This is a genomic window from Myceligenerans halotolerans (genome assembly GCF_054782975.1).
Genome location: NZ_BAAGRL010000022.1, coordinates 12442 through 30078, shown reverse-complemented (window position 1 = coordinate 30078; position 17637 = coordinate 12442). Strand labels below are relative to the sequence as shown.

Here is a 17637-nt window from a genome sequence, read left to right as displayed (position 1 = left end):
TCTCAGTCCCCCTTCTGCAGTCCTCGCGGTGCCCGGCGTTCCCGCCCCGCGGAGGCAGTATCTTTCCCTCCGGACGCGGTGCCCCGGCGTCGGCTGCCTCGGCCGGGGCCGTGGATCGTGAGGTGCGCGAGGCGTTCCGCCTGCCGGTCGGCCGCCGTGCCGTGCATGATCAGCCACTGGCGGTCGACGTCCGGCGGCGCCTGCGTCACCCGCGACACCAGCACGCAGACGGCGGCGGCCAGCGGCGCCGCCACCAGGGTGGGCGTCATGAGCATCTCGCCGATGCCGGGCCCGATCGGCAGGACGCCCAGCACGAACATGCTGATCGAGGTCAGGCCGCCGGTGAGCATGCCCGCGACCGCACCGGCCGCCGTCGTCCCGCGCCACCAGATGGCCAGCACGAACACCGGCGTCAGCGCCGACCCGGCGATCGCGAACGCCCACGTCACCATCGCGGCCACGATGGACGGGACGGAGGGCGCAAGACTGTCCGGCTGCAGGACCATGGCCATCGCGGCGGCGGCGAGCGCGACGACGGCCGTGCTCGCCCGGCCGGCCCACACGGCCTGGCGCTGGGTGGCGTGCGGGTTGATGTGCCGCTCGTACACGTCGTGTCCCCAGGACGCGGCGGCCGCGAGCAGCAGGCCGGCGATCGTGGACATCACCGCGACGAGCGCCCCGGCCGCGATGACGGCGAGCCCGATGTCGCCGCCGTAGAGCCGGCCCAGGACCGGCAGCGCGTGCTCGGGGACGCGCAGGACGCCGTCGGTGGTGAGCGCGGCGAGCCAGGCGTGCTCGTCGGCGGCGTCGGCGATCTTCTGGCGTGCGGCCGTGCCGAGCATCACCGCCAGCGCGTAGAACAGGCCCGCGAGTCCCAGCACCCACACCGTCGTCATGCGCGCGGCGGTGCCCGTGGGGCTGGTGAAGTACCGGTTCATCACGTGCGGCAGCCCGGCCGTGCCCATCACGAGGGTGAGGATGAGCGCGAACTGGGCGAGCGGGCCGTAGGCGGCGCCCGGCTCGCCGAAGGTCGCGGCCGTACCGGGGTCGAGCTGGTCGGCCTCGGCGCGCAGCATCCAGCCGGCGTCGCCGGGGACGGGGTTGGCCAGGGGGGTGGCCGAGAGCTCGGAGACGGCCTCGGGGTAGCGGAACCCGGAGCCGATGGCGGCCAGAGCGAGCCAGACCAGCGCCCCGAGCAGCACGAGGAACTGCACGGCCTGCGTCCACGTGGTGCCGCGCATGCCGCCGAACGCGACCAGCGCGGCGACGAACATCGTGGACAGCAGCACGCCCGTCCCGTAGGAGTCGAGGCCGGGCAGGCCGCGGCCCACGAGGAGCTGCCAGGTGATCCCGCTGCCGACGGCCTGGGGGATCAGGTAGCTGAGGATGACCACCTGCACGACGCCGACGGACACCAGCCGGACCCTCTCGGACCCTAGGCGCCGGCCGAGGAAGTCGGGGATCGAGAACTCGCCGAAGCGTCGCAGCGGCGCGGCGACGAACAGCAGGACGGGCACGAACCCCGCCGCGAAGCCGACGGCGTACCAGACGCCGTCCAGGCCGGAGACGTACACGGCCGCCGCCACGCCCAGGAACGACGCCGCAGAGAAGTAGTCGCCGCAGATCGCCAGGGCGTTGGTCGCGACGCCGACGCGCTGCCCCGCCAGGTAGAAGTCCACCGTGGAGGCGCCGCGCGGCCGCACCAGCCAGGCGACGAGGACGAGCGTCGTGACCAGGACGATCAGGGCGGTGGCGCCGGCGGGGGTCACGGGGCGTCCCCGGCGTCGGCGTCCCCGGTCTCGTCGTGGACGCCGCCGAGCATGCGCGCCTCGACGGCGGACGAGAGCGTGGCCGCCGCGAGCCCGACGGCGAGGAAGAACACGTACAGCCCGAACGCCGCCATGGCGAAACCGGGGCTCATCCCGCCGTCGATCCGTGCGCCGGACCACCACCCGAGCGTGAGGGACAGGGCGGGCACGCCGAGCACCACGGCGAGGAAGAGGACGAAGTGCCAGACGGCGACCCGGCGCAGGGTGCGGAAGGCGGCGTCGACCTCCGCGGGGGTGTCGTGCTCGTCGATGTCGAACGGGTCGCCGCCGTCGCTGCCCATCACTCAGGGGGGCGGGAGCCGGTACAGGCGCCAGGCCGTGGCCAGGATCACCGTGGCGCCGGTGGCGGTCAGGACCAGGCCCTCGCCCGCCCAGACGTGCCACCAGGCGTCGGTCGAGGCGACGACGCCGCCAAGCTCCACGGCCTGCCACGCGGCGATGAACGCGACGGGGATCCCCGCCACGGCGCAGTGGACGATCGCGGAGACGCGGTGCGGGATCACCGCACCCGCGAAGAGGAGGAGTGCGAGGCTTCCCGTGACGAGCCCCCCGCCTCCGTAGCCGGGCAGGTTGCCCGCCGCGGTGCGGACCCACGGGAGCATCGACCCGAAGAGGATGCAGAGTGCGCCCACGATCATCATCGTGCTGCCGGGGTGGAGGATCCGTCGGCGCGCGGTGGGCCGGGATGCGCTCGACGTCGAGGACATGAAGTCGATCGTAGGGCAAATTCCGGGCAATGAGGTGCCATGGCGACCCGCGAACCGGACGGTGTGACCGGCCGGCGCGCGAGCGGGGGTGCGGGGCTCCTCAGCGGTCGGTCTTGTCCCGCGAGTGGCGCTCGCCGCCCGGCGGTGCCGCTGACCTGCCGCAGGTGACCGCTCGCGGCCCCGCGACCGCCGTCGGACATCCTGGCCCTTGCAGGCCGGAGGACGGAGCACTTGGCTCATCGTGGGAAGAGGTGACGGATCGGGCGATCGGCCGACCCTGGATCGCCGGTGAAGAAGCCGCGACCCGGGCCGCAGGCCACGTCCGGCCGCGATCTTCCGGCACTGCTCTTCCGGTACTGGCCGGACCGAGACGCAAAGGAGCGCAACATGTCCGACGACGTCATGACGCCGGAGGGCGGCCCACCGCCCGGTGGCGCGAACAACGGGTGGCGGAAGGAGTACTGGCGCAAGAACCTCCGCCTCATGGTCGTTCTGCTGGTCGTCTGGTTCGCCGTCTCGTTCGGCTGCGGGATCATCTTCGTGGAGCAGCTCAACCAGATCGTGATCGCCGGCTTCCCCCTCGGATTCTGGTTCGCCCAGCAGGGCGCGATCTACACGTTCATCGTGCTGATCCTCGTCTACGCCGTCCGCATGGACCGGCTCGACCGTGAGTACGGCGTGCACGAGCGCAACCACGACGGAGGGCTGACATGACTGAGACACAGGTCTGGGCCCTCGTATTCGTCGCCCTGACGTTCGCCCTCTACATCTACATCGCCTGGCGCAGCCGGGTGAAGGAGACGAAGGGCTTCTTCGTCGCCGAGCAGAACGTGCCGGCGGTGGCCAACGGTGCCGCGGTCGCGGCGGACTGGATGTCCGCGGCGTCCTTCATCTCGATGGCCGGGCTCATCGCGTTCCTCGGCTCGGACGGCTCGATCTACCTGATGGGCTGGACCGGCGGCTACGTGCTGCTGGCCCTCCTCCTCGCGCCGTACCTGCGCAAGTGGGGCAAGTTCACGGTCCCGGAGTTCGTCGGTGACCGGTTCAGCGAGACCGTGCGGTCGGTGTCCGCGGTGGTCGCGATCATCGTGTCCTTCACCTACGTGGTGGGGCAGATGGCCGGCGGCGGAATCGTGTTCTCGCGGTTCCTGGAGATCCCGCAGGCCGGCGGCGTCGCCATCGCGGCGGCCGTCATCTTCACCTACGCCGTGTTCGGCGGCATGAAGGGCATCACCTGGACCCAGGTGGCCCAGTACACGGTGATGATCGTCGCCTACCTGATCCCGGCGTGGGCCGTGGCCTACATCACGACCGGCATCCCGATCCCGCAGGTGTCGTTCGGGCAGATCCTGGCGGAGCTCAACGCGCTCCAGGCGGAGTTCGGGCTCGACCAGTACACGCAGGCGTTCACCGCCCGGCCGCAGATCGACGTGTTCCTGGTGACGATGGCCCTGATGATCGGTACGGCGGGTCTGCCGCACGTGATCATCCGCTTCTACACCACCAAGTCGGTGCGCGGGTCGCGCTGGTCGGCGCTGTGGGCCCTGGTCTTCATCGCCCTGCTGTACACGACGGCCCCGGCAGTCGGCGCCTTCACCAAGCTCAACCTGCTCGAGGGCGTGCAGGGGAAGGCGGTCGACGCGCTGCCGCAGTGGGTGCAGACCTGGCAGGCCACGGGCCTGGTGTCGGTCTCCGAGACCTCGGAGACCGTCAACTCGGTCACGAACAACGCAGGCGTGTTCGAGTCGGGCGGGGCCGACCTGCTCGTGAACAACGACATCCTGGTGCTCGCCAGCCCGGAGATCGCGGGCCTGCCCGCACCGGTCGTCGGGCTCGTGGCGGCCGGTGGCCTCGCGGCGGCGATGTCGACGGCGGCCGGGCTGCTGCTGGTCATCTCCTCGTCCGTGTCGCACGACCTGTACTTCCGGTACGTGGACCACCACGCCTCGGAGGCACGGCGCCTCGGGGTGAGCCGGATCGCGATGGGGCTCGCCGTGCTCGTCGCGATCTACTTCGGCATCAACCCGCCGGCGTTCGTGGCACAGGTGGTCGCGTTCGCCTTCGGACTGGCGGCCTCGACGTTCTTCCCGATCCTGGTGCTCGGCATCTTCTGGAAGCGGGCGAACGCCGCCGGCGCGGTGTCCGGCATGCTCGCCGGCCTCGTGTTCACCTCGAGCTACATGATCTACACGCTCGAGGTGTTCGGGACGAGTGCCAACGAGCACATCCTGGGCATCAGCCCGGAGGGCATCGGCACCCTCGGCGCCGTCGTCAACCTCATCGTGACGGTCGTGGTCTCGCTGGCGACCCGCCCGCCGTCGCCGGAGATCCAGGAGATGGTGGAGCAGATCCGCTACCCCTCCGAACGCGAGGAGACGCACGCCTGACCGAACCCCCTCGACCGTCGGAGCGTGGCGGGCCCAGCACACCCCGCCACGCTCCGGCCTGAGACCCGGCCCGGTGCCGGGAAGTCCTCCTCCCCCTAGCGACGGACTTCCCGGCACCGGGTCGACCACGCCCGGCCGGAAGCCGGCCGGATCAGACCACCGGAGGGACCTTCTAGGGTTCTCCTATGCACCTCGCCGCCGACGACCTCGCCTTCGCCTACCCCGGGCGGGACGTGCTGCGCGGGGTGAGCGTGTCCGTGAACCCCGGCACACGGCTCGGCGTCGTCGGCGAGAACGGGTCCGGTAAGTCCACGTTCCTGCACCTCCTGGCCGGGCAGCTCCACCCGACCGGGGGAGAGGTCCGGCGCGCCGGCACCGTCGCACTCGTGGAGCAGGAACTGCACGCCGCACCCGGGCAGACCGTCGGAGGCCTGGTCGCCGCCACGCTCGACGGGCTGCGACGGGCCGCCGAGGAGCTGGACGCCGCGGTCGCCGCCTTCGACCACGACACCGGGGACCTCGCCGAGCTCACCCGGACGCTCGCCCGCGCCGAACACCTCGCCGTCTGGGACGCCGACCGCCGCGTCGACGTCGCGCTCACCCGCCTCGGCGCCCCCCGCGCCCCCGCCCGCCCCCTGGCCGAGCTCAGCGTCGGCGAGCGGTACCGCGTCCGCCTCGCCTGCCGGCTCGCCGAACGCACCGACCTGCTGCTCCTCGACGAACCCACCAACCACCTCGACACCAGCGCCATCGAGTTCCTCACCGGCGAGCTCGTCGCCTGGCGCGGAGGAGTGGTCGTCGTCACCCACGACCGCGAGCTGCTCGACGACGTCGCCACCGCCATCCTCGACCTCGACCCCTCCTGGGACGGCAAGCCCGTGCTCTACGGGCAGCCCGGCTACCTGTCCTACCGGTTCGTCAAGAGCCAGGCCCTGCACCGCTGGCGGCAGCGCTACCGGGCCGAGCGCAAGCGCGCCGCCCGCCTCGCCCAGGTGCTCGACGCCTCCTACGAGGGCCTGTCCGACGAATGGCGCCCGCCCAAGGGCTCCCAGACGCACCGCCGCGCCACCCGCGCCCGCATCCACGTCAAGGCCGCCGACCGCCTCGTCCAGAAGCTCGAGGCGGAGGCCATCGAGGTGCCGGTGCCGCCGCCCGCGCTCGCGTTCCCCGACCTGCCCGCGATGTCGCCGGGCTGGGACCCGGCGGAGGCTCTGGTCGAAGTGCGGAACCCGCGCGTCGTGGTGGCCGACGGCGGTCGCGGGGGAGAGGTCGCCCACCCCGCCGGGCAGGACGGTGCGGGCATCGGTCGTCAGAAAAGCGTGCCAAGCGTGCTGCTCGACCTGCCGGGGACGCGGGTGGCGGTGCCGCCGTCGGGCCGGCTGCTGGTGACGGGGCCGAACGGGACAGGGAAGTCGACACTGCTCCGGACGCTCGCGGGGGACGCCGGGCTGGCTCGGGGGAGCCGGGTGTCGCGGGAGGGCGTGCGGATCGGCGTCGTCGGACAGGAGAGTCCGGCGCTCACGCCCGAGGCCGCGAGCCGGACCGGGTTCGAGACCGCCGCCGACGAGGCGCTCGCGCTGCTCGCGGCGGGGGAGCTCGATCCCGACCACGTGGTGGCCGTGGCGTCGCTCGGGCTGCTGTCGGAGGAGGACCTCGACCGGCCGCTCGGCGAGCTGTCCGTGGGGCAGCGCCGGCGGTTCGAGCTGGCGCGTGCGCTGCTGCACGTGCCACACCTGCTGCTGCTCGACGAGCCCACCAACCACCTGTCGATCGACCTGGTCGACGAGCTGACGCGCGCCCTGGCGACCACGCCGGCCGCAGTCGTGGTCGCCACCCACGACCGCCGCATGCGCGCGGAACTGGCGGACTGGCCGGAACTGGCGCTGACGTGACTCTCACCGCCTGAACTCCCGGCACGCGACCACGCCATTCTGTGTGGTGGTTGCGTTCCCATCGCACGAAATGGCGTGGTCGCCGAAATGGCGTGGTCGGCGGCGCCGGAGCGGTCCCGGGCTACCGGTTCAGCATGCCGCGTTCGCGGCCCAGGTGGCTGCGGATGGTCGTCGCCAGGTCGCGGAGGTCGAGGTCGGCGCGGTCCACCGCCGTCTCGTCGAGGGTGACGCCCAGCAGGTAGCGGCCCGAGCCGTGGTGCACCTCGACGACGAAGACCGCGCCCTTCTCGACGTCGAGCACCATGCGGAGCACGCGGCCGGAGTCGAGCTGGACGAAGTCGTCGTCCAGCAGCTCCACCAGGGCGCGGAGTCCCTCGCCGTAGCGTTCGTAGACGCGGCGGTGCTCCTCGGCGTCGGCGAGGCCGAGGAGCGGGGCGAGCGCGGGGTCCCCGAGCACGTCGACCCGGAAGATGCCCTTGCCGCGCGTGTGGTACTGCAGGTAGTGCAGGGTGCCCGGGGCGAGGCGGGCGATGCAGAGCGCGACGACGCCGTCGGTCTCCGGGCCGTAGGGCCGCAGCGCGTGGTGCGAGACGTGCTCCGTCCGGGTCGCCATCTCGCGGGCGGCGCGGGCCTCGGCCCGCCGGGCACGCAGGTGGCCGAGCCGATCGACGCCGAACAGCAGGGCGCTGACCCCGCCGAGCACCCCGACGAACAGGATGCCGCGCCGCAGGCTGAAGTTCTCGTCCAGCAGCGACGCCATGCCCAGTTCGACGAGGAACGGGAGCAGCAGCGAACCGCCCAGGCCCGTGGCGACCTTGCCCGCGAGCTTCGTCTGCTGCTGCATGCGCCTCCCCGTCCGCGGGTGCCCGGGTGGCACCTGGGAAGTTATACCCCATCAGGGTCATCTCGGGCGGTGCGGCCCGACGGCGGAACCCGTCAGGGCAGCCGGCCGACGTGCGCCATCGCCTGCCGCACGAGCATGCCCTGACCGTTCATCATCTCGGCCTGCACGGTGTCGGCGCAGGCCTCCTCCGGCGTCATCCAGGCGAGGTCGAGCGCGTTCTGCTGCGGGCGGCAGTCGCCCGTCACCGGCACCACGTAGGCGAGAGAGATCGCGTGCTGGCGCGGGTCGTGGAAGGCGGTGATCCCGGGAGTGGGGAAGTACTCCGCGACGGTGAACGGCTGCGGCGACGGCGGCACCTGCGGCAGCGCGACCGGGCCGAGATCCTTCTCGATGTGGCGGAGCAGCGCGTCCCGCACCCGCTCGTGGTACATCACCCGGCCCGACACCAGCGCGCGCGTGATGGCGCCCTGTGTGTCGACGCGCAGGAGCAGTCCGACGGAGACGACGTCGCCCGAATCGTCCACCCGGACCGGCACGGCGTCCACGTACACCAGCGGAAGCTGCGCGCGCACCACCGCCAGATCCTCCTCCGTGAGCCACCCGGAGGTCTGGGAGTTGTCACGGTAGAAGTCGTCGGCGGGGTAGTCCGCGGTGTCGGTCACGGACCTTTTCTACCAGGATCGGGTGCATCCGGTTGGAAAAGCGGCGATTCCGGGACCGTGCGACGGTGCACACCGGCGTGTCGCGGGCCCGGCGCGGTCGCGGTGCGGTCGCGGTGCTTGGAGCCAGTGATCGCGGAGCCGTGTGGGATCGTGGGGCCCTGGTCTTGCGTTTCGCGTCGGATGTGCTGCGCTGGAAGGATGTACCCGCGTATCCGCCAGGTGGTGCTCGACACCACCGATGCCCGCGCTCTCGCCGAGTTCTACCGGAAGCTCCTCGGGCTGACCTATCGCCCCGGCGACGAGGCGCCGCCGCCGGGTGAGCCCGACCCGAAGGGCCGCGACTGGCTGGTCCTGCGGAACGGGGCGGGTGTGCCGCTCGCGTTCCAGCAGGTCGACGTCCTGCCGAGGTCCACCTGGCCGGCGCCGGACGTGCCGCAGCAGCTCCACCTCGACACCACGGTGCCCGACGTCGCCACGCTCAACGAAGTCCGGGACCACGCCCTCGCGCTCGGCGCGACACAGCTCAACGACCGGTCGGAGGACCCGGTCGAACCGCTCTACGTCTTCGCGGACCCGATGGGCCACCCGTTCTGCGTCTTCGTCGAGTGATCCGTTCTCCGCGTCCGACGTCGCGGACGGGGTGATCCCGCCGAAAACCCTGTGCGGGCCGCCGTGAGCCGCCCTTACCCTCCGGGCATGAATCTTCGCGGGGAGAAGCCGGGCGACAGGCAGGTCGTGCGGGACGTGCATCTCCGAGCGTTCGGCGATCACGGACGCGTCGTGGCGGACCTCGTCGACACGCTGCGGGACACCATCGCCTCCGAGGACGGTCTCTCGCTGGTCGCGGACCGGGACGGGCAGGTCGTCGGCCACGTCATGTTCACGCGCGGTGTGCTCGACGCTCCTCGGCGGCTGGTCGACGTGCAGGTCCTCAGCCCGCTGGCCGTGGTGCCCGAACTGCACGGGCGCGGCATCGGCTCGGCCCTGGTCCGCCGCGGGCTGGCGATCCTCGCCGAGCGCGGGGTCCCCGTGGCCTTCCTCGAAGGTGACCCGGGCTACTACTCGCGCCTCGGCTTCGAGCCCGGTGGCGGCCTCGGCTTCCGCAAGCCGTCCCTGCGCATTCCGGACGCCGCCTTCCAGGTCGTCCGGCTCCCGGCGCACGAGCCCTGGATGACGGGGACGCTGGTCTACTCGGAGCCGTTCTGGCGGCACGACGCGGTCGGCCTCCGCGCCCCCGACGCGTAGCCGTCAGGGGTGCGGGCGGGTTCCTGGGGCCGAACGACGGTTCCGCGGTGCTCGAGGTCAGCGTGGACGGCCAGGTCGTCGACGCTTCCGCGACGACATTCGACTCCGATCGGCTGTACCAGGCATTCACGCTGCGGGGCCTGAGCGACGACACGCACACCGTGCAGGTCAAGGTGGTCAGCGGCACCCTCGTCGTGGATTCCGTCGGGGTCGTCCCTGCCGGATAGCCGCTAGCGCCGGGTTGAGCAGGAGGTTCCTTACGCTTCAGGCCCTCGAGGCGTAAGGAACCTCCTGCTCGCCAACCCGGAACCCGCAACCATCGGCCCGGAGATGACGAAGCGGCGTGGGCCCGAAGGGCCACGCCGCTTGCTGTCGAGTGCGCCATCAGGGACTCGAACCCCAAACCCGCTGATTAAGAGTCAGCTGCTCTGCCAATTGAGCTAATGGCGCCTAACCCCTCCCACGCCATGATCACACCGTACGACCGCAACGGACGCAACCACGGAGGGGGTCCGGAGGCGTGCCCCCGGGCGGGGTGTGGGGGCTGCGCCCCCACAAGACATCAACGAAGCGAAAGGGCCGACGACGTCGGCACAGATCACCCCCGCTGAGTGCGCCATCAGGGACTCGAACCCCAAACCCGCTGATTAAGAGTCAGCTGCTCTGCCAATTGAGCTAATGGCGCGTGACGGAGAGCAACACTACCAGGACGGCCGCCGGGACTCGCAACCGGATAGGACGTGACCTGCGTGACAGCCCCGGGCAGCGGTCGCCGGCCCGCTCTGGCGGCCGGCCCGCTCTGGCGGCCGGCCCGCTCTGGCGGCCGGCCCGCTCTGGCGGCCGGCCCGTCAGGGCGCGCCCCGCCGATCCGCCGTGCGGCTACAGGTACAGGCCGGCCGCGCTCTCCCCGCCGTCGACCGTGTGCACGCCGTGCACGTCGCGCTCCCGGAGAAGCACGTAGTCGGTCCCGCCGAGATCCACCTCGGCGCGGTCCTCCGGGTCGAACAGCACGCGGTCTCCGACGCCGACCTGCCGCACATGCTCGCCGGCCGCGACCACCTTCGCCCAGGCGAGCCGCTTCGGGCCGGCCGCGGTGGCCGGGATCACGAGCCCGCCCGTGGACTGTCGTTCGGCCTTGTCGGTCTCGGGCTCGACGAGGAGCCGGTCGTGCAGCATGCGGATCGGGAGGCTGCCCGAAGGCGCCTGCTCTGAGGCAGGATTCTTGACTACGGAACTCACACCCCCAACGCTACGCGACGTGCAGGTCGCGTAGCGTTGGGACCATGACCACACGGCTCGAACCCGGCGACAAGGCTCCTGACTTCGACCTCCCGGCCGCCGGCGGCGGCACCGTCTCGCTCGCCGATCTGCGCGAGATCGCCGGCAAGGGCGTCGTCGTCTACTTCTACCCGGCGGCCGCCACGCCGGGCTGCACCAAGGAGGCGTGCGACTTCCGCGACTCGCTGGCCTCGCTCCAGGGTGCGGGCTACGCCGTGGTCGGGATCTCGCCGGACAAGGTCGCCAAGCTGGAGAAGTTCGCCGACACCGAGTCGCTCACCTTCCCCCTCGCCTCCGACGAGGACCACACCACCCTCGAGGCCTACGGCGCCTGGGGCGAGAAGCAGAACTACGGCAGGACGTACGTGGGTGTCATCCGGTCCACGGTCGTCGTGGCGCCGGACGGCATGGTCTCCCTCGCGCAGTACAACGTCCGCGCCACCGGCCACGTGGCCCGCCTGCGCAAGGCGCTCGGCGTCGGCGAGTGAGACGAGTGGGCGGCCGCACCCTCGTCCTCGACTTCGACGGCACCGTCTGTGTCGGTGACGGGCCGGTCCTCCTGTACGCCGAGGAGGTCGCCCGCCGCACGGGCCTGGACGTGACCGACGACGTCGCGCGGTTCCTGCGTACCGGTCACCTGCCGGGGAACGCCACGCAGGAGGTGCCGGCACCCGAGGACGGGTACCAGGCGGTCCTCGCCCTGGCGTTCGCCGGCGAACGAAGCGAGCGGCCCGACCGCACCGTGCTCGACGCCGCCTACCGCGCCTCGCGCGCCCGGTTCGCCGACGACGGCGCCGGGACCTCCGCGCCCGAGGGGCTGCACGAGTTCCTGGGCGGGGTGCGCAGCGCGGGGACACGCGTCGTGCTGGTCACGAACTCACCGCTCACCGGTGTCACCGACTGGCTGGAGCGGGAGGGTGTCGCGCCGTTGCTGGACGACGTCGTCCCCGATGCGGGCAAGCCCGCCGCGATGCCCGGGATCCTGCGGCGTCTGCTGCCCGACGCCGGCACCGCGGCGGACATGCTCGTCTCGGTGGGAGACGTCCACGCGAACGACGTCGCGCCGGCCCTCGCCGTCGGGGTGCGCGGCGCGCACATCGACCGGTGGGCGTCCCGGCCGGGCCCTGCGACGTGGTCCGCGCCGGCCTTTCCTGCACTCTTCGAACCTCTTGCGGCATGGGCCGTTGGCGAAAAAATGTCCGCCGAGTCCATACTGTGACCTCGAATTTGCCGGTACGTAACCCTATGGAAGGGACGGGACTCCGACCTGTCGGTAGCGTGACGCGCGTTCGCGGGGGTCGATACCGCCCGCGCGCCACCATCTTCACGAGGAGACATCTGATGAAGCGATCTGTGAGCATTGCCGCCGCCGCGGCGGCCGCGGCCCTCGCCCTGACCGCCTGCGGCGGCGGCACCGACGACGGGTCGGGCACGGAGGAACGCGATCTGCCCGAGACCCTGACCCTCGGCCTGGTTCCCTCCCAGGACCAGGACCAGCTGGTCGAGGACGCCGAGGTGCTCGGCGACCTCCTCGGCGAGCAGCTCGGCGTCGAGGTGGAGACCTCCGTGTCGACCGACTACGCCGCCCTCGTCGTGGCCATGCAGACGGAGCAGGCCGACATCGGCATGTTCGGCCCGGTCGCGCTGGTCCAGGCCGTGGACCAGGCCGACGCCGAGGCCGTGCTGCAGTCCGTGCGCTACGGCTCGTCGACCTACCACACGCAGTGGATGACGAACGACCCGGACACGTACTGCCTGGACGACGTCATCACCGAGACGGACGACGACGGCAACGAGTTCGCGTTCTGCAACGGTGCCGAGGCGGTCGAGGGCCCCACCGGTGAGGAGGCGCTCGCGCTCATCGAGGAGGGCACCACGATCTCCTTCGTCGAGGAGGGGTCGGCCTCCGGTTACTACTACCCGGCCACCCAGCTCGCAGAGGTCCAGGGTATCGACCCGCTGACCGACATCACGTCGATCTACGCGGGCGGCCACCCGAACTCGGTGCTGAACGTCGTGCGCGGCGACGCCTCGATCGGTGTCTCGTTCAACGACGCCCGCGCCGAGGTCCTCGAGGAGGAGGCGGACGCCGGTACCCAGGCCGTCGTGTTCGCGTCGTCGCCCGAGATCCCGAACGACGGCGTGGCCGTGTCGGGCTCGTTCTCGCCCGAGGCGAGCAAGGAGATCACGGACGCGTTCGTGGCACTGGCCGAGAGCGACGAGGGTCTCGCGGCCCTCGACGCGGTGTACGGCATCGAGGGCCTGGAGCCCGCCGACCTCGACGCGCTGGACGCCGCCCGCCAGGTCGCGGCGAACTTCGGCGACGCCGAGTAAGCCGAGCAACCAGACCAAGCCGGAGGTCACCCGCGCGGAGGCCGCCGGCACGGTCGAGGGCCTTCCGTGTGGTCGGGGGTTTTCCGTGTGGTCGGGCGCTTACTTGCCCGACCACACGGAAAACCCCCGACCACATGCCCCGCCTCATCCCCGGCCCGGCGCCGAGTAGCGTCAGGCGCGGACCTGCAGCAGCGAACAAGGAAACCGATGATCAGCTTTCGTGACGTACACGTCACCTATCCGACCGGGACCAAGGGGCTCGACGGCGTGTCCCTGGAGATCCCCGACGGCCAGTTCGTCGTGGTCGTGGGACTGTCCGGGGCGGGCAAGTCCACCCTCATCCGGGCCATCAACGGGCTCGTGCCCGTGACGTCCGGCGAGCTGGAGGTCAACGGCCAGCGGGTCGACGGCGCCGGCGGGGCCAAGCTGCGCCGCCTGCGGGCCGACGTCGGGATGATCTTCCAGGGCTTCAACCTGGTCACCCGCGTCAGCGTGCTGAAGAACGTCCTCATGGGCCGGCTCGCGCACTCCCCGGTGAGCTCGCTGTTCGGTCTGTACGGCGCGGCTGACAAGGAGATCGCGTTCGACGCGCTCGACCGCGTCGGCATCATCGACAAGGCGTACGTGCGGGCCTCCCAGCTGTCCGGCGGCCAGCAGCAGCGCGTCGCGATCGCGCGCGTCCTGACCCAGCAGGCCCGGGTGGTGCTCGCCGACGAGCCCGTGGCCTCCCTCGACCCGCCCACCGCCAACGCCGTCATGGCCGACCTGCGGCGGGTCCAGCGGGAACTGGGCATCACCACCGTCGTCAACCTGCACTTCCTGGACCTCGCCAAGAACTTCGCCGACCGCATCATCGGCATGCGCGCCGGGAAGGTCGTGTTCGACGGCTCCGCCGCCGAGGCCGACGACAAGGTGTTCGAGGACATCTACGGCCGCTCCCTGAGCGTGGAGGACGTCTCGACCGTCGAGGTGGACCGCCTGACATGACCGCCACGACCAGCGCCGCGCCCGCTCGCGGCCGCGCGGCGCCGCCGAAGCCCCGCCCGCCGTTGGGCCTCTACGCGGGACTCTCCGTCTGCGCGGTCATCACCGTGTGGGCCGCGATCGGTATCGACTTCACGCTCGCGCCGCTGTTCTCGGACCTCACCCGGGGCCGGGAGGTCGTCGCCGAGTTCTTCCGCCCGGACTGGGCATTCGCCTGGCGGGTGCGGGAACAGTGGCTGGAGACGCTCCAGCTCGCCGTCGTCGCCAGCTTCTTCGGCTGTCTTCTGGCCCTCGTCCTGGCCCACATGGCCAGCGACGTCACCGCCCCGCCCTGGATGGCCCGCACGCTCAAGGCCCTGCTCGCCGTCGAGCGCTCGCTGCCCGACGTCGCGTGGGCGCTGCTGGCGGTCGCCGTCGTCGGCAACGGGGCACTGGCGGGCATCCTGGCCCTGTTCGCGTTCAACGTGGGTGTTGCCGCCAAGCTCACCGCGGAGAGCGTCGACGCCGTCGATCGCGGGCCTGTCGAGGCCGCGACCGCCGTGGGAGGAGGCGCGGTGCAGCGCGCCGTGGCGGCGGTCCTGCCGCAGGTCATGCCGAACTTCCTGTCGTACTCGTTCTACGTCTTCGAGCTGAACATCCGCGCCTCGCTCGTGATCGGTCTGGTCGGCGCCGGAGGCATCGGCCAGGTCATCAAGACCGAGCTGTCCCGCTTCCAGTACTCGCACATCTCCGCGATCGTTGCGGTCTTCATCATCGTGGTGTTCGTGCTCGACCAGGTTTCCGCGTGGCTGCGCAGGAGGCTGATATGACCACCGTCGACACCCGCCCGCCCGCCTCGGGCGCGGCCCGCACCGCGCGGCCGAAGCGGCCCAACCCGTGGAAGCAGGTCACCGGCTCCCTGGTGACCGCCGTGATCGTGGTGCTGTGCGTGGTCACCGTGGACGCCCAGTGGTCCCGCCTGTCCGAGGCGCCCGGCATCCTCGGCGACTACCTGCGGCTGATGACGCGCGGCGTGCTGCAGAACCCGATGGCCGACCCGTACACCGACTACTGGGCCAAGGCCTTCGAGTACATGGTCGAGTCCCTGCAGATGGCGTGGATCGGCACCCTCGTGGGGGCCGTGCTGTCGTTTCCGATGGCGTTCCTCGCCGCCCGGAACATCTCGCCCCGGCCGGTCGTGTTCGTCACGCGGCAGATCCTCAACGTGATCCGTGCGATCCCCGAGCTCATCCTCGCGATCGCGATCATGCTGCCGATCTTCGGGCTCGGTCCGCTGGCGGGCGCGCTGGCGCTCGGCGTCGGCTCGGTGGGGACGCTCGGCAAGCTCGGGAGCGAGGCGATCGAGGCGGTGGACCCCCGTCCCATCGAGGCGGTCTCGGCAACCGGTGCGCGGCGGCCCCATGTGCTCGCCTGGGGCGTCCTCCCGCAGGCGCTGCCGGAGATCGTGGCGCTGTGGCTCTACCGGTTCGAGATCAACATCCGGGCCGGGGCGATCCTCGGCGCGGTGGGCGCCGGCGGCATCGGGTCGATCCTCACGCAGCTCTTCGCCGCCCGGCTCTGGGACCGGATCGGGATCACGCTGTTCATCATCATCGCCGTCACGGTCCTGGTGGACCAGATCTCGGCGTGGGTGCGCCACCGCATTATCGCGGGCGGCGGCAAGGACCTGGCAGCGGAGGCCGAGGCGCTCGCGTAGCGATCGGGCGCGGCCCGGCCCGCAGCGGCGGGTGCGGTCGGTCATTCCGTGAACGATCGGCAGTTCGATCTGCCGATCGTTCACGGAAGTACCGACCGCGGCTGGCCGGATCGGCCGGACTCCCGGTCGGGCGCTGGACCAGCCGGGCACGGCCCAGCCGGTCAGCCCCGACGTCGCATCGGGCGGGTCGCGTCGGGCCGGTCGTCGGGGCGCATACACTGTGGTCCGCGCGCGAGTGGCGTAATTGGCAGCCGCGCCAGGTTTAGGTCCTGGTGTCTTCGGACGTGCGGGTTCGAGTCCCGCCTCGCGCACCGGCAGCAATGCCACCGAGGTGGTACTGCCGTGGCATACAGTCCGTGCCATGGCCGACGTCGTTCATTCCTCCTCGCCCGCGGATCTGCTGGACATCGAGTCCGAGTTCAGCGCCGCCGAGCTCGAGGTCCGCGACCGCGTGCGCGAGTTCGCCGATCGGCGGATCCGGCCGGACATCGCCCGGTGGTTCGGCGATGGCGTGTTCCCGCGCGAGATCGTGCCGGAACTCGGCGAGCTCGGGGTGCTGGGCATGCACCTGGACGGGTACGGCTGCGCGGGCCGGTCCGCCGTCGAGTACGGCCTGGCCTGCCAGGAGCTGGAAGCCGGAGATTCCGGGATTCGGACGTTCGTGTCGGTGCAGGGCTCCCTCGTGATGTCCGCGATCCACAAGCACGGCTCGGCCGCGCAGAAGGAGGAGTGGCTGCCGCGCCTCGCGAGCGGCGAGGCGATCGGCTGCTTCGGCCTCACGGAGCCTGGCGCCGGCTCCGACCCCGCGAGCATGACGACGCGCGCCCGCCTCGACGGCGGCGAATGGGTGATCGACGGGGTCAAGCGGTGGATCGGCCTCGCGTCGATCGCGGACGTCGCGGTGGTCTGGGCCAAGGTCGCCGAGTCCGACGACGACGGCGCGGGTGGCGGCAGCGAGTCCGGCGGCCCGGGTGGCGACAGCGGCGCTGCGGTCCGCCGTGACGTCGGCGGTGACGTGAGGACGGGCGAGCCCGGTGCCCGGGAGCGCGGCCGGACTCGCGAGCGGGTGCGCGGCTTCCTCGTGCCGACGTCGTCGGCGGGCTTCACCGCCATGCCCATCGAGCCCAAGCTGTCGATGCGCGCCTCGATCCAGTGTGACGTCGTGCTCGACGACGTCCGTGTGCCCGAGGACGCGATCTTGCCCGAGAACCCCGGCCTGCGCGGGCCGTTCGCCTGCCTCGACGAGGCACGCTACGGCATCGTCTGGGGCTCGGTGGGCGCGGCGCGCGACGCGTTCGAGGCGGCCCTGACGTACGCCGGCGAGCGCGTCCAGTTCGGCGTTCCGGTCGCGTCGCACCAGCTCACGCAGGAGAAGCTGGTGAACATGGCGCTCGAGATCAGCAAGGGCCAGCTCATGGCGTTGCGCATCGGCCGGCTCAAGGATGCCGGACGGCTGGAGTCCCACATGATCTCGGCGGGCAAGCTGAACAACGCCCGCATGGCGATCGAGGTCTGCCGCACCGCGCGCACGGTGCTCGGCGGCAACGGGATCACCCTCGACCACTCGCCGCTGCGGCATGCGAACAACCTGGAGTCCGTGCGCACCTACGAGGGCACCGACGAGGTCCACACCCTGATCCTGGGCCGCCACCTGACGGGCATCCAGGCCTTCCGCTGAGCGCCGGGGCACGATCCGCGCAGTTGGCGCCGGGATACTCTCGTGCGCCGGTGCGTGGTCGGGGGTTTTCCGTGTGGTCGGTCAAGCACTTGACCGACCAC

At 71.6% G+C, this 17637-nt stretch carries 19 protein-coding genes and 3 tRNA genes; 14 read left to right on the top strand and 8 right to left on the bottom strand.

What is annotated here, in order from left to right; translation table 11 throughout:
* Positions 1-2: 2 nt before the first annotated feature.
* From ACYVK5_RS15045 to ACYVK5_RS15035, 3 genes are read right to left on the bottom strand one after another with little or no spacing between them, the layout of a single operon-like run.
* Complete coding sequence (locus ACYVK5_RS15045) at positions 3-1769, bottom strand: solute symporter family protein (protein ID WP_460706369.1); 1767 nt, start codon at positions 1767-1769, stop codon at positions 3-5.
* Positions 1766-2110 carry a hypothetical protein gene (locus tag ACYVK5_RS15040; RefSeq protein WP_460706368.1) on the bottom strand — a complete coding sequence of 115 codons (345 nt, stop codon included), beginning with the start codon at positions 2108-2110 and terminating at the stop codon, positions 1766-1768. The genes ACYVK5_RS15045 and ACYVK5_RS15040 overlap by 4 nt, the downstream gene beginning before the upstream one ends.
* A 3-nt stretch (positions 2111-2113) precedes the next feature.
* On the bottom strand, positions 2114-2536 hold the full coding sequence (locus ACYVK5_RS15035) for a hypothetical protein (protein ID WP_460706366.1): 423 nt from the start codon (positions 2534-2536) through the stop codon (positions 2114-2116).
* Between the two features lie 387 nt (positions 2537-2923).
* Between ACYVK5_RS15035 and ACYVK5_RS15030 the strand changes: the two genes are divergently transcribed.
* The 3 genes from ACYVK5_RS15030 to ACYVK5_RS15020 all read left to right on the top strand — a co-directional run bounded on the left by ACYVK5_RS15030 (position 2924) and on the right by ACYVK5_RS15020 (position 6815).
* Positions 2924-3250 carry a DUF4212 domain-containing protein gene (locus ACYVK5_RS15030; protein WP_460706364.1) on the top strand — a complete coding sequence of 109 codons (327 nt, stop codon included), beginning with the start codon at positions 2924-2926 and terminating at the stop codon, positions 3248-3250.
* Entirely contained in the window at positions 3247-4923 is a 1677-nt protein-coding gene (locus ACYVK5_RS15025) for a sodium:solute symporter family protein (RefSeq protein ID WP_460706362.1), read from the top strand. Before ACYVK5_RS15030 ends, ACYVK5_RS15025 begins: the two co-directional genes overlap by 4 nt.
* Before the next feature lie 185 nt (positions 4924-5108).
* Entirely contained in the window at positions 5109-6815 is a 1707-nt protein-coding gene (locus ACYVK5_RS15020) for an ABC-F family ATP-binding cassette domain-containing protein (RefSeq protein ID WP_460706360.1), read from the top strand.
* A gap of 121 nt (positions 6816-6936) precedes the next feature.
* On the opposite strand, the gene ACYVK5_RS15015 is transcribed toward ACYVK5_RS15020, so the two are convergent.
* Positions 6937-7659 carry a hypothetical protein gene (locus tag ACYVK5_RS15015; protein WP_460706358.1) on the bottom strand — a complete coding sequence of 241 codons (723 nt, stop codon included), beginning with the start codon at positions 7657-7659 and terminating at the stop codon, positions 6937-6939.
* Between the two features lie 92 nt (positions 7660-7751).
* Positions 7752-8321, bottom strand: a complete 570-nt coding sequence (locus ACYVK5_RS15010; RefSeq protein WP_460706356.1) for an NUDIX hydrolase family protein — start codon at positions 8319-8321, stop codon at positions 7752-7754.
* Positions 8322-8519: 198 nt separating this feature from the next.
* On the opposite strand from ACYVK5_RS15010, the gene ACYVK5_RS15005 reads away from it, so the two are divergent.
* The 3 genes from ACYVK5_RS15005 (at position 8520) to ACYVK5_RS14995 (ending at position 9793) form a co-directional block, all read left to right on the top strand.
* The gene (locus tag ACYVK5_RS15005) at positions 8520-8930 is read left to right on the top strand and encodes a VOC family protein (protein ID WP_460706354.1); all 411 of its coding nucleotides are present in this window, start codon (positions 8520-8522) and stop codon (positions 8928-8930) included.
* Positions 8931-9017: 87 nt separating this feature from the next.
* A complete protein-coding gene (locus ACYVK5_RS15000; protein ID WP_460706352.1) occupies positions 9018-9566 on the top strand; it encodes a GNAT family N-acetyltransferase in 549 nt (182 codons plus the stop codon).
* Positions 9567-9613: 47 nt separating this feature from the next.
* Positions 9614-9793, top strand: a complete 180-nt coding sequence (locus tag ACYVK5_RS14995; protein WP_460706350.1) for a hypothetical protein — start codon at positions 9614-9616, stop codon at positions 9791-9793.
* Between the two features lie 150 nt (positions 9794-9943).
* Here ACYVK5_RS14995 and ACYVK5_RS14990 read toward each other — a convergent pair.
* The 3 genes from ACYVK5_RS14990 to ACYVK5_RS14980 form a co-directional block, all read right to left on the bottom strand.
* Positions 9944-10016 (bottom strand) — tRNA-Lys (locus ACYVK5_RS14990).
* 162 nt (positions 10017-10178) lie between these two features.
* Positions 10179-10251, bottom strand: a tRNA-Lys gene (locus tag ACYVK5_RS14985).
* A gap of 194 nt (positions 10252-10445) precedes the next feature.
* Positions 10446-10805 (bottom strand): GroES family chaperonin, encoded by a 360-nt coding sequence (locus ACYVK5_RS14980; protein WP_460706348.1) that lies wholly within the window; start codon positions 10803-10805, stop codon positions 10446-10448.
* Positions 10806-10849: 44 nt separating this feature from the next.
* Here ACYVK5_RS14980 and ACYVK5_RS14975 point away from each other — a divergent pair, with 44 nt between their 5' ends.
* The 8 genes from ACYVK5_RS14975 (at position 10850) to ACYVK5_RS14940 (ending at position 17536) form a co-directional block, all read left to right on the top strand.
* The gene (locus tag ACYVK5_RS14975; RefSeq protein ID WP_460706346.1) at positions 10850-11332 is read left to right on the top strand and encodes a peroxiredoxin; all 483 of its coding nucleotides are present in this window, start codon (positions 10850-10852) and stop codon (positions 11330-11332) included.
* Positions 11329-12063 (top strand): HAD family hydrolase, encoded by a 735-nt coding sequence (locus ACYVK5_RS14970; protein ID WP_460706344.1) that lies wholly within the window; start codon positions 11329-11331, stop codon positions 12061-12063. Before ACYVK5_RS14975 ends, ACYVK5_RS14970 begins: the two co-directional genes overlap by 4 nt.
* 122 nt (positions 12064-12185) lie before the next feature.
* Positions 12186-13178 carry a phosphate/phosphite/phosphonate ABC transporter substrate-binding protein gene (phnD, locus tag ACYVK5_RS14965; protein WP_460706342.1) on the top strand — a complete coding sequence of 331 codons (993 nt, stop codon included), beginning with the start codon at positions 12186-12188 and terminating at the stop codon, positions 13176-13178.
* A 207-nt stretch (positions 13179-13385) separates the two neighbouring features.
* Complete coding sequence (gene phnC, locus ACYVK5_RS14960) at positions 13386-14165, top strand: phosphonate ABC transporter ATP-binding protein (RefSeq protein WP_460706340.1); 780 nt, start codon at positions 13386-13388, stop codon at positions 14163-14165.
* Entirely contained in the window at positions 14162-14971 is an 810-nt protein-coding gene (phnE, locus tag ACYVK5_RS14955; protein WP_460706338.1) for a phosphonate ABC transporter, permease protein PhnE, read from the top strand. Before phnC ends, phnE (ACYVK5_RS14955) begins: the two co-directional genes overlap by 4 nt.
* Complete coding sequence (gene phnE / locus ACYVK5_RS14950; protein WP_460706336.1) at positions 14968-15858, top strand: phosphonate ABC transporter, permease protein PhnE; 891 nt, start codon at positions 14968-14970, stop codon at positions 15856-15858. Before phnE (ACYVK5_RS14955) ends, phnE (ACYVK5_RS14950) begins: the two co-directional genes overlap by 4 nt.
* 229 nt (positions 15859-16087) lie before the next feature.
* Positions 16088-16169: transfer RNA gene (locus ACYVK5_RS14945), tRNA-Leu, on the top strand.
* Between the two features lie 50 nt (positions 16170-16219).
* Positions 16220-17536 (top strand): acyl-CoA dehydrogenase family protein, encoded by a 1317-nt coding sequence (locus ACYVK5_RS14940; protein WP_460706334.1) that lies wholly within the window; start codon positions 16220-16222, stop codon positions 17534-17536.
* The last annotated feature ends 101 nt before the right edge of the window (positions 17537-17637 follow it).